Here is an 11,368-nt window from a genome sequence, read left to right as displayed (position 1 = left end):
GCGCTTAGACCGCAGACGTCCCGACCAGTTGAGGCAGGGGCGCGGCCGAGCCGCACGTGCACCGGGGATCAGCGCACAGCAACTCGTGGGCGAGTGCTGAGAGCACCGCGGCCTGCAGCCTTGTCTGCTGCTCCAGTTTCTCCACTATTCGCGCGACATGCGCCTTCACCGTCCGCTCGGCGATACCGAGCTCCCTGGCCAACTGCCGGTTGCCCAGGCCCGTTCCCAGCAGAAGCAGGACTTCTTTCTCCCGGTCCGTCAGCGTCTTGAGCCTGCTGATGTCCCGGACCGGATCGACCCCCGTGCGCCGGTAGGCGCAAGCCGTGTCTCCTACGTCAGACCTCTTGGTCATTGGTCGGCCCTTCCCGATGCCGCTTTCCCGACAGAGCCCCGTGCCCCGAGTGCGGCGGCGATCTTCCCCCAACTTAGCGTCTGCTACTGACAACGAGCACCCCTTAAATGACACGGCCACGTCACAGAGGGCATCCCCGGAGGTCACTGCCCCAAGAGACAATTTTCGCCAAGCCGACCGCTCCCTAGGCTCGTTGGTGCGCACCGACAGACACTCCAACCGCAGGGAGAACACTGTGCACACCGTCACCACGCTTCGCCTCACCACCGTCGTCGTCGCGGGAGCGGCGACCCTCTCGGTGCTGGCCCCGGCCGCGTCGGCGAGCGAGGCGGGCCCGCACCAGGGCTCCCAGACCGTCGCTTCCCGAACCGTCGCCTCACAGACCGCCGCGAAGCTCCCGGCGAAGCTGACGGTCAAGAGCTACACCGCCTACCTCAAGGCGCAGAAGACGCCCGAGGCGCAGCGGACCCTGAAGAGCTTCTCGGCGCTGCCGGCCGCCAAGCAGGCCGGGTTCGTCGGGTACCTGCAGAACGGCAAGATCTACGCGTCCCTGTTCCGGCAGCTCAAGGGCAACGTCAACCATCCGGTGAAGACCGTGACGCCGTACAACAAGGACGTGAAGTTCGTCCACGAGGTCACGTCCACGAAGAACACCAAGGGCGCCGTCTCGGTCTCCTACAGCGCGACCGAGACGATCTACGGCATCCCGGTCACCAGCGAGAAGCTGACCCTGCACTACAAGATCGTCAAGGGTAAGGTCCAGCGCAACGCCCGTGCCGTCGCCAAGGTGACCAACGTCAACGCCGCCGTCGCCATCAAGAGCGGCAACGTCAAGGTCGCCGTCAAGGGCATCGCCCGCGCCGACGTCACCTGGAAGGCCACCCCGAGGGTCAAGGCCGTCGGCAAGCCGGTCCTCAAGGACCAGGCCGTCACCGGCCACCTCAACACCTGGACCGCCTCCCTCATCCACGGCTGACCCCGGCCCCCAGGAACCGGCTGCCCTCCTTTCCCCTCGGGCAGCCCTTCCGACCGGGGAACGGCGCGGCACCCCCGGCCCCTGGTCAGGGCCGACCCCATCCGGGGGTGCCGCGCCGCACCGCTCTGCCGGGTGCTCGCCCGGACCGGCCTGGGCTCAACCCTGTCCGGCTGACGGCCGCATCGACCGCCACGTCCCCGGCTTGACCCCCCACACGTACACCGAGTCGTCCTCGTGCATCACGTTCCACAGCCGTTCGGCGTCCGCGTACCGCAGGTTCACGCAGCCGTGGGAGCCGCCGGCGAAGAGGTCGTCGAGGACACCGTGGAAGGCCTGGCCGTCGTTGAAGAACTGGGCGAACGGCATGGGGGCGTCGTCGTACAGGTCGGAGTAGTGGTCGCGGTGCTTCCAGTAAACCGTGTGCCAGCCGGTACGGGTCTCGTGACCGTCCTTGCCGGTGCGCGCGGGCACCGGCGCGTAGATCACCCGCTCCCCCTGCTGCACCCACACCAGCTGCCGGTCGAGGTCCACGCACGTCACCTGGTACGACCGCACCGGGCACTTCCCGGCCGCGTTGGGGTCGGCGCGGGCCTGCACGACCAGCATCGTGCGGTAGGTGGTGAGGTCCGCGTAGCCGTCGGCCGGCTTCACGCCCGTGCGCTGCTGGAAGGCGCGGATCGCCACGCAGTCGGCGGTGGACTGCCGGCCGTCCGCGGGAAGCTCGAGATGGCGTTCCAGGTCCCACTGGTAAGGGCCGGTGCGCGCGGTGCACTCCGGCGCGGGGGCCGACGCGACGGCGGGGACGGCGGGGACGGCCGTCCAGCCCAGCAGCGCGGAGGACACCGCCGCGACCGAACGTATCCGTGTCTGCCGTGTCTGCAGTGTCTGCCGTGTCTTCCGTGTTCTTCGTCCCGTCAACGCGGCCTCCGGTGCTCACTCGCCGTATCCCCTCCCAGGGATACGGCATCCCGCGCGCCCCGGAGACGTACTGCTGGGCCGAACGGGGACGGCCCTCGGCCCGCCCGGCCGACCCGCGTTCGCCGGTCGGGGCATCAGCACTTCTTGCCCTTGCACGGCTCTCCCCGCACGTTGAAGAGCTTCACGAACAGTCCGCTGCCGTACGAGGCGTTGTTCGGGGTGAGGACGTACGGACCGGTGACCGGCTGCTTCGGCTTGAGGTAGCCCTCGGGGACGTCCGTCTCCACCAGGTAGTACGTGCCGGGAAGGAGCGAACCGAAGGAGCAGCGGCCGATGTGGGAGCTGGCGCAGTCGTTGACGAACCAGTCCTGCTTCAGGCCGTACCGCTGGAGTCCGCGGACGCCGTTGGTGTCCTGCCACAGTTCGAACACCGCGCCGGCCAGCGGCTCGTTGCTCTTTCCGTCGAGCTTCACGAGTGTCAGCCGCAGCGAATTGGTGAGGCCGGCGTCGATCGCGTGGTTCACGTAGCCGGGGCCGCCGACGTGGACCGTGGTCCGGCCGTACCGGTCGACATCGGAGTCGATCGCACGGTTCGAACCGGCGTCCTTCACCGTCCACTTGAGGGAGGAGCGGCTCGGGCGGCCCGGCAGCTGGTCCGTGTTGACGTGGCTGTGGTCGAAGGAGACCCGGTAGGTGGTGTTCGGCTTCAGTCCCCGGTCGCTGCCGACGTAGTACTCGCCGTTCTCGTCCGTCCACGTCGTGAGGCCGGGGCCGGACGACGTCGGGTCGAGCGTCACCTTCACGTCCTTGACGGGCGGCTCGGACGGGTCCTGGACCCCGTTGCCGTTGGCGTCGTACCAGACGCGGTTGCCGATCTGGACGGGCGCCTGGTCGCAGACCATCTCCAGGTCGGCGAGCCCGTTGCCCTCGCCGAAGAGAACGGGGGAGTTGAACGCCGTCGACTGGAGACGGATGTTGCGCCGGTTCTCCCCGGTCTCGGAGTCCCAGCGGCGTACGCCCTGCTCGAAGGGCCGGTTGCGGAACGGGTCGTAGACCGTGCTGTACAGCTTCCCGCGGTACGGCTGGAGGACCGTGCCACCCTCGGTGACCTGGTCGTGCCGGGCGCCCGCGAGGACGGTGAAGTCGTTGTAGAACTCGCCGCCGCCCGGGCCGAGGCCATTGCCCTGCTCGGTACCGGTCAACGAGCCGCAGACGCCGTCGTACTCCAGGGCGTAGCCGCCCGAGCGCCGCTTGCAGGCGCGCAGGATGTCACCGGCGGCGATCGCGGACATCAGCCGCGTCGTGGAGCCGTGCTCGTAGGTGCGGTTGCCCTGCATGTCGGCGAAGCGGTCCCGGTAGCCCAGGATCAGGTTGCCGTTGTCGGCGATCTCCAGGTCGGACAGGATCGGCTGCGGTGCGGAGGCGAACCTGAGGGGCTGGAACCGTGCGGGGACGCGCTCGTTCCACGCCTCCCACATGGCGCTCAGGGTGCCGCCCACGGTCGACGGAGGTGTGCAGGGGGAGTCGGTGTCCGGCTGGTACGCACAGCCCCGCGGATAGTTCAGCCGGTGCTGGAAGATCTCGTCGAACGACCCCGACTCGAACTCGAAGACATGCGCGCTCAGCCTCGCCGGGTTGCCGGACGGGAATCTGTCGTCGACCGTGTTCTCCGCACCGCACACCCCGCCCACGAGCACGCGCTTGCCGCGCACCCCGATGCCGTACGGGTGCCAGTCCCCCTCGCAGCCCTCGGGCCTGGGTACCTCGTACGCCGACCAGGCGCCTGGCGTGACCGCGTCGCCGGAGCCGTGGAGCGGTACCCGGTACAGCTGCGAGTCGTTGAGGTTGACCGCGTACAGCGTCTTGCCGTCGCCGGAGACGTCGACGTCTCCGAGGCCCTCACGGCCGACCCTCTCGTAGATCTCGTCGTCGTTGAGATAGGCGTTCGCGGGATCGTGCGGGGTCAGGTCGCCCGGCAGCGTGACGAAGTGGGTGACCGCGTCCGTGTCGTCGTTGTAGCGGTAGATCGCGTTGACCGGACCGCGGAAGCCGTATTCCGTGTGCCGCTTGACCGACGTGCCCAGGTACTTGTTGCCGGTGCGGTCGACACCGATGCCGAACACCGCCTGCTGCTCGGTGTTGGTGGTCAGCCGGGTGGGAGAGCCGCCGGGGTAGCCGGCGGTGAAGTCGCTCCTGAACCGGGTCAGGCCCTGCTGCCCGCTCGCGTCACCCTTGGCGAGGGAGCAGCTGACCAGGTACGGCTTCTCCTGGCAGTACACCCCCGGCTCCCAGAATCCCGTGACGTACGTCGTGTCCCGGTGGCCGGAGACGTCCACGAAGCCGACGTTGCCGCGGATGACGTTCGGGCCGTCGCCGAGGCCCGCGATCGCCGGCCGGAGGGTGCCGGGGTCGGGGTTGTGGGCCTGGACGCGGTACTTCCCGCCGCGCAGCGGGGACAGCGCGGGATTGAACCGGGCGACGCCGTAGGAGTCGGTCGTCCGGGCCACCACGGTGCCGTGGTCGTCGGTCAGCGACACCCGCACACCGTTCCGGCCCTTCTCCAGGCCGTAGTCGTACGCCCCGTCGGCGTCCACCTCGTTGACGACGCGTACGGTCACGGTGCCGTCGCTGGGTGCCTTGCCGTCGGCCGTGCTCCCGGCGCCGGGTACGGCGGGGACCGCCTCGCCGGCCAGTCCGACCACCAGCGCCGCCGAGACGGCCAGGATCAGACCCACACCCCCCGGTGTTCTTCGCTTCACGCCACGTCCCTCTTCTCGTGATGTCCTGCCGAGGCGACGGAGCCCGGTGCCCGAAGCCGACCCCTGCATTCATATGAAGTGCCAAGCGCCACCAATCAGGCCGAACGGGCATGGGCGGGCGCGAGAGAGGGGCGGAATGCCGAGAATCAGGAGATTTGAGGGAGGCCGAAGGCTGGGCTTTCCGGCGAGTTTCATCCGGTCGGGTCAGCGGGGGCGTCCCCGCATGGCGTACCGGGTGGACTGATGGTAGGTCAGACCGGTGGATCCGCCAGTGACTGTTCCGCCCAGATCACCTTGCCCTCGGGCAGGAAGCGGGTGCCCCAGCGCTGGGTGAACTGGGAGATGAGGAAGAGGCCGCGGCCGCCCTCGTCGGTGGTGCGCGGGTGGCGCAGATGGGGCGCGGTGGCGCCGCCGTCGAACACCTCGCAGATCAGGGTGCGTTCGAGGACGAGCCGGAGCCGGATGGGGCCGGCGGCGTGCCGGATCGCGTTGGTGACGAGCTCGCTGACGACCAGTTCGGTGGTGAACGCCAGCTCGTCCAGCCCCCATGCGCCGAGCTGCCGGGTGGTGGTCTTGCGGGCCTCGGCGACCAGCGCCGGGTCGGCCGGCAGTTCCCAGGAGGCGACCCGGTGGGCGGGCAGGCGCCGGGTGCGGGCCAGGAGGAGGGCGACGTCGTCGGTGGGGCGGGCCGGGGCGAGGGAGTCGAGGACGCGCTGGGCGTGCCGTTCGAGGGAGGGCTCGGGCCGGGCCAGCGCACGGCACAGCGCCTCGCGGGAGGCCTCGGCGAGCAGCCCGTCGGTGTGCAGGGCGATGACGGTGCCTTCGGGGAGGTCCACCTCCAGCGCCTCGAAGGGCCGCTGGTCGATGCCGAGGGCCGGCCCTTCGGGAAGCTCGGGGAAGGTGACCGTGCCGTCGGGGGCCACCAGGGCAGGGGCGAACGGCCCGGCGGCGGCCATCGCGCACCTCCCGGACACCGGGTCGTGGACGACGTACAGACAGCGAGCCCCGACCGTCTGGCCGCTGCCCCCGCCCGGCTCGGCACCCTCCTGGCGCGCCGACTTGGCGACCATGTCGTCGAGGTGGGCGAGCACCTCGTCCGGCGGCAGATCGAGGTCGGCGAGGGTGCGTACGGCCGTACGGAGGCGGCCCATGGCGGCGGCGCCGTCGATGCCGTGGCCCGCGACCTCGCCGATGACGAGGGCGACGCGGGCACCGGAGAGCGGGATGACGTCGTACCAGTCGCCGCCGAGGCCGGTCAGTTCGTCGGCGGGCCGGTAGCGGGCGGCGACCTCGGCCGCGTCCTGCTCGGGCAGCCGGCGCGGCAGCAGGCTGCGCTGGAGGACGAGGGCGGCGTCACGCTCGCGCGTGTAGCGGCGGGCGTTGTCGACGCAGACGGCGGCCCGGCCGACCAACTCCTCGGCGAGGCCCAGGTCGACCGCGTCGAAGGGGTCCTGCCGGTCGCGCCGGAAGAACGTGGTGATGCCGAGCGTGATGCCGCGCGCCCGCACCGGCACGATCATCACGCTGTGCAGCCCGAGTGCCTCCACGGGCACCGTCCGGTCGCCCGGGATGGCCTTGGCCCACTCCGCCGACAGCGGGTCGAGCCTCGGCTCCGACCACGACAGGCCGTCGACCAGCGCCCGCACCGGGGGCGATCCGGCCGCGTACGAGGCGACCGCGCCGACCTCCAGGACGGCCTCCGGCACCCCGGCGTGCACGGACTGCTGGGCGATCCGTCGCAGCGGGACGGACCCGTCGCCGAGGGGGCCCGGCTCGGCGCCGCGCACCACGGAGTCCAGCAGGTCCACGGTCACGAAGTCGGCGAGCGCCGGGACGACCACGTCCGCCAGCTCCTGCGCGGTCCGCCGTACGTCGAGGGTCCGGCCGATGTGCTCGCCGGCCCGGTCCAGCAGGGCCAGCCGGGTGCGGGCGCGGTGCCGCTCCGACACGTCCACCACCGTGTAGTACACGCCGATGGGCCGGCCGTGATCGTCATCCAGCCGCGTGAACGACATCGCGTGCGCGGTCTCGCGGTACGGCGACGACCGCACCCGGCCCACGTGTTCGTAGTCGAGCACCGGCACACCGGTCTCCAGCACCTGCCGCATCTGCGCCTCGATGCGCTCCGCGTCGAGCCCCGGCTGCACCTCCGCGAGCCTCAGCCCCACCCTTTCGTGCGCCCGCCCGCCCCCGAACCGCTCCAGCGCCGCGTTCGACCACACGAACCGCAGCTCCGTATCCACTATCGCGATCCCGACCGGCGACCGCGCAGTCATCCGCTCCAGCACCGTCCGGCTCATGTCCCAGCCGGGGGCCTCGGTGGCGTCGGATACGAGGGCCACCCAGTGGGCGGCGTCAAGGGGCCCGGGGGAGGCGGGGGCGGGCGTGGCCTGCCGGGCCGGCGGGCCACTGGCGTCCTGGGCGGTCGGCCCGGCGCCGTGCTCCCGGGCCGGTGCGCGCTCGCTCTCGGGCGAGGGCGGAATCGGCGACGGGGACGGGCACGGGCACGGGGACGGGGAGGGAACCGGAGGCGCGGGCGGAGGTGGCGTGGCGGACCGGGGTGCGTCGGGGTAACCGGGGCGTGGCGCGGGCCAGGCGGCGGGGGCCGGCGACGAGGTCGTCGCGTCGGCGGAAGCGGCGGAACCGGCGGAACCGGCGGAACCGGCGGAAGCGGCGGAAGCGGCGGAACCGGCCGACGTGGGCGCTTCCCGTGTGGGGACGACGCGGACCATCACCTTGACGCGGTGGCCGTCGCGGTGGCGGGCGGTGAGGATGCCGGACCAGCCGCCGAGGGCGCGATGGGATTCCGCCAGTCGGCCTATGCGCTCGCCGTCCTCGTCGGCCAGGAGCGTACGGACGCTGCGGCCCAGGATCTCGGCCGCCGGATACCCGAAGAGCCGCTCCGCGTCCCGGGTCCAGCTCGTCACGAACCCGCCCGCGTCGATCAGCAACGGCGCGGCGTCGGCCACGTCGAAGCGCTGACGGGAAACGGCACTGTCCCTGTCGGTCCCCACGGCGGCCCTCTCTGTCGCTGAGACGCCCTCAGGCCCCATTATTCACCTTGTGTGATCGCAAGCAGGCCAACTTGTGACGGCGTAAATCACACGGCCGCACGCGGTGGCGCACGGACCGGCACGCACCAAGCACCCACCAGGCACGCGACCGCCACACACGAGACCGACAGGACCGGGCGAGATCGGGCGCGATCGGGACGAAACCGCCCGCACGAACAGCCCGAAGCCGCACACACGGACGCCTCCGCCCCCGCCCGTCCATGCAGCCGTACGCCGGTAATGCGCCCCCGTACGCCTCTTGGGATCCGGCGTGTCGAGCCGACCGCCCCCTCCGCGGAGGGGTGCGGAGGGGGCGGTGGGTGGCCGGTTCTGGCCTGTTGCGGGGCTGGCTGGGCCCGGCGGTGCAGTCGCGTGTTCGGGCGCGTGTTCGGGCGCGTGCTCGGCCGCATCCTCGGGCGTCAGCAGTCGCGGAACTCCGGCGACTGGTTGAGGATCTGTGACCGCAGCGAGGTGAAGCGGGTGTACGTCGCACCGCCGCGCGCCTCGGTCGGGAAGACCGCCACCCGGTGGCAGTTCTGGAAGGCGAGCGCCACCCCGAAGTGCCGCTCCAGGCTCCCCCGGATCGCGTCGCTGGACAGCGCCCGCAGCAGCTGACCCCGCTCCCGCTCCGACGGCGGCGGGGTCTGGTTGTCGGCGAACTCGGCGGTGCCCGCGCGCAGTTCACCGACGAGCGAGGCGATCAGGTCGTACGCGTACGGCAGCGACGTACGGACCGTTTCCACGAACTCCTCCTCCCGCACCTCGCCCTTCTCGGCATCGGCGAGCAGCTGCGGGGAGACGTCGAGCGACATGGATGTTCCTGTTCTGATCAGAAGGAGACTATGGACGGGGAGGCGGACCCGGCGGCGGTCAGCGCCTCCGGTCCGTGGCGGAACTCGGGGTCCACCTGGGCGGCCAGGTCGTGCCCGGTGGCGTCGTTGGCCCAGGCGGCGGCGTTGCGGAGGTGGAACTCGACGGCGTGGCGCTGGAAGGTGGCCCAGTCCTTCGTACGGGCGTCGACGGCGGCCTTCAGCCGCGTCAGCGCGTGCAGGTTGTGCGACTCCAACTCGCCCTGCTCCCGCCCCTGTTCCTGCGCGCGGACGTATGACGACTGCACGCAGTGCGCCAGCAGGTCGTCGCCGACGTGCTCCTTGAGGAAGAGCAGGTCGTCCTCGCCGGTGACCTTGTTGCCGACGACGGCGATCGGGATGCCGAACTCGGCGGCGTGCTCCCGGTACTGCCGGTACACGGACACGCTCTTCCGCGTCGGCTCGACGACCAGGAAGGTCATGTCGAACCGGGTGAAGAGCCCGGAGGCGAAGGCGTCCGCGCCGGCGGTCATGTCGACGACGACGTACTCGCCGGGCCCGTCGACGAGATGGTTGAGGTACAGCTCCACCGCGCCGAGCTTGGAGTGGTAACAGGCCACGCCGAGGTCGCTCTCGTCGAAGGCACCGGTGACCATGAGCGGCACGCCGTCGACGCGCTCGACGTGCCGGCCGTGGACGTCGTCGTCCCCGAGCAGCCGCAGCAGCCGCGAACCCCGGCCCGGCGGGGTCGTCTTGACCATGGCCGCGCGGGAGACGATCCGCGGGTTCGTGCCCCGCAGATGGTCCTTGATCTCGCCGGTGCGCGAACTCAGGGGCGGCGCGCCGAAGTCGTCGTCCTCGTCGAGGCCGAGCGCGTGCGCCAGATGCTGGTTGATGTCACCGTCGATCGCCACGAGCGGCGCACCCGACCGGGCGAGGTGCCGTGCGAAGAGCGCGGAGAGGGTCGTCTTGCCGCTGCCGCCCTTGCCTACGAAGGCCACGCGCATGGACCGTCACCCCGCTCGCTCTCGGCGGCACCCTTGACGCCGATAATGAAAATGGATGTCATGAACGTAGATTCGGGAGCGAGGGACGGGGTTGTCAAATCCGTCCCATGTCAACTCCCGTTGGCAAAGCGGCGCGTTGGTGAACCCTTTGCGGTTGGGCGACCTGGCCTTGGGGTGCGCATGGGGTCCCCGCAGGCCCCGGAGGGAGAGATTCCCTTTGTGTCCTATATGTGCCTCGCGTGTGGCGCGGGTGTGCCTGAGAGGCCGCCCAGGCGGGCACCGGACGGGCATTTCCCGAGGTTGACAGCCCCTACCCCTTGGTAAACGATGTGCAGACTCTGTGGCTCAAGTGACCAATGAGCCCGGTGTTTTCTTCAACCACTCACACCCTGGCGCGGCCCGACGCGACTTCGTGCTGCCGTCCTGCCGCCGCGCCCCGGGTCTCGTACGTTCCGAGTTCGAGAATGGGATCTGCATGTCCATAGCGAGACGTGTCATCGTGAGCCGCCTGGTGGGGACGGGTATCGCCGCTCTTGCGCTGAGCGCGGCGGTCTCCGGCCCGGCCTTCGCCCACGGCACGCCCGGCGGTGACGGCTGGGGCAAGAAGAGCTACGCCCCCGGCCAGGGCGCGGGCACGCCCACCGAGACCGACCGCTGCGAGTTCTCGCTGGACGGCGTGAAGTTCGCCGACTGGGTCAAGCTCGACGACCAGAACCTCAAGCCCACCGAGGACGGCAAGGTCCACGTCAAGGTCCGCGCCGCCTCCGACGCCACGACCTGCACGGTCTCCCTCGCGTCCTACCTCGCCCACGGCCCGACCTTCGGCACCTCCGGCGAGCAGGTCTTCGTCGACTTCGACACGGTCACGGTCAAGCAGGGCGCGACGGACTCCCTGGACATCGCGGTCCCCGACGCGGGCTGCTACGCCCAGATCGACCTCTACCGGGGCGCCGTGAAGTTCGACGGCAAGCTCGACGCGAAGGACGGCTTCGAACACGGCGACGTCCCCAAGGGCCCCGACCGCCCCGTCATCAAGGACAAGCTGATCGCGGCCTGGAACGGCGGCACGAAGGACTGCACGACGGAGCAGCCGCCGGCCGAGGAGAACCCCCCGGCGGAGGAGCAGCCCCCGTCCGGCGACCAGCCGCCCGCCGAGGAGCAGCCGCCGGCGGACGAGCAGCCCCCGGCGGAGGAGCAGCCGCCGACCGACGAGAACCCGCCGGCCGACGAGACTCCGAAGACCGAGTCGTCGCCCTCCCCGTCCCCCTCGGACTCCGACAACACCACGTCCGACAAGCCCTCGAGCGCCCCCTCCCCCAACGGCGGTGACTCCGGCGACCTCGCCGAGACGGGCGGCGGCAACGCCATCCCGATCGCGATCGGCGCGGCGGGCCTCGTCGCCGCGGGCGGCGTGATCTTCGTGATGACGCGACGCAAGGGCGCGAACCGCACGGCTTCGTGACGCGACGCCGAGCGGCGAACCGCACGTGAACC

The 11,368-nt window shown here is 71.0% G+C and carries 8 protein-coding genes; 2 read left to right on the top strand and 6 right to left on the bottom strand.

Annotated elements, in window-relative coordinates; genetic code table 11:
* Nucleotides 1-4: 4 nt before the first annotated feature.
* A complete protein-coding gene (locus ACFU53_RS42445; protein WP_384005126.1) occupies nt 5-352 on the bottom strand; it encodes a LuxR C-terminal-related transcriptional regulator in 348 nt (115 codons plus the stop codon).
* Between the two features lie 235 nt (nt 353-587).
* Between ACFU53_RS42445 and ACFU53_RS42440 the strand changes: the two genes are divergently transcribed.
* Nucleotides 588-1,328: a hypothetical protein gene (locus ACFU53_RS42440; RefSeq protein WP_384005125.1), complete on the top strand. Its 741-nt coding sequence runs from the start codon at nt 588-590 to the stop codon at nt 1,326-1,328.
* A 156-nt stretch (nt 1,329-1,484) separates the two neighbouring features.
* On the opposite strand, the gene ACFU53_RS42435 is transcribed toward ACFU53_RS42440, so the two are convergent.
* From ACFU53_RS42435 to ACFU53_RS42415, 5 genes are all read right to left on the bottom strand, one after another.
* The gene (locus ACFU53_RS42435; protein ID WP_384005124.1) at nt 1,485-2,171 is read right to left on the bottom strand and encodes a L,D-transpeptidase family protein; all 687 of its coding nucleotides are present in this window, start codon (nt 2,169-2,171) and stop codon (nt 1,485-1,487) included.
* 209 nt (nt 2,172-2,380) lie between these two features.
* A complete protein-coding gene (locus tag ACFU53_RS42430) occupies nt 2,381-5,005 on the bottom strand; it encodes an SdrD B-like domain-containing protein (protein ID WP_384005123.1) in 2,625 nt (874 codons plus the stop codon).
* Between the two features lie 251 nt (nt 5,006-5,256).
* Nucleotides 5,257-8,019, bottom strand: a complete 2,763-nt coding sequence (locus ACFU53_RS42425) for a SpoIIE family protein phosphatase (RefSeq protein ID WP_384005122.1) — start codon at nt 8,017-8,019, stop codon at nt 5,257-5,259.
* Between the two features lie 458 nt (nt 8,020-8,477).
* Nucleotides 8,478-8,870 (bottom strand): SCO5389 family protein, encoded by a 393-nt coding sequence (locus tag ACFU53_RS42420; RefSeq protein ID WP_384005121.1) that lies wholly within the window; start codon nt 8,868-8,870, stop codon nt 8,478-8,480.
* Between the two features lie 17 nt (nt 8,871-8,887).
* Nucleotides 8,888-9,874, bottom strand: coding sequence for an adenylyl-sulfate kinase (locus ACFU53_RS42415; RefSeq protein WP_384005120.1), 987 nt, complete (start codon nt 9,872-9,874; stop codon nt 8,888-8,890).
* 475 nt (nt 9,875-10,349) lie between these two features.
* On the opposite strand from ACFU53_RS42415, the gene ACFU53_RS42410 reads away from it, so the two are divergent.
* Nucleotides 10,350-11,336, top strand: coding sequence for a hypothetical protein (locus ACFU53_RS42410; protein ID WP_384005119.1), 987 nt, complete (start codon nt 10,350-10,352; stop codon nt 11,334-11,336).
* Nucleotides 11,337-11,368: the final 32 nt, after the last annotated feature.

The sequence above is a fragment of the Streptomyces sp. NPDC057474 genome, from assembly GCF_042802555.1.
Classification (GTDB): domain Bacteria; phylum Actinomycetota; class Actinomycetes; order Streptomycetales; family Streptomycetaceae; genus Streptomyces.
The sequence above is the reverse complement of the archived record's forward strand: the minus strand, read 5'-3'. Positions and strand labels throughout refer to the sequence as shown.

Coding starts and splice junctions, on each gene's coding strand:
- ACFU53_RS42420 (WP_384005121.1), bottom strand. CDS start 8,870: ATGTCGCTCGACGTCTCCCCGCAGCTGCTCGCCGATGCCGAGAAGGGC.
- ACFU53_RS42445 (WP_384005126.1), bottom strand. CDS start 352: ATGACCAAGAGGTCTGACGTAGGAGACACGGCTTGCGCCTACCGGCGC.
- ACFU53_RS42415 (WP_384005120.1), bottom strand. CDS start 9,874: ATGCGCGTGGCCTTCGTAGGCAAGGGCGGCAGCGGCAAGACGACCCTC.
- ACFU53_RS42410 (WP_384005119.1), top strand. CDS start 10,350: ATGTCCATAGCGAGACGTGTCATCGTGAGCCGCCTGGTGGGGACGGGT.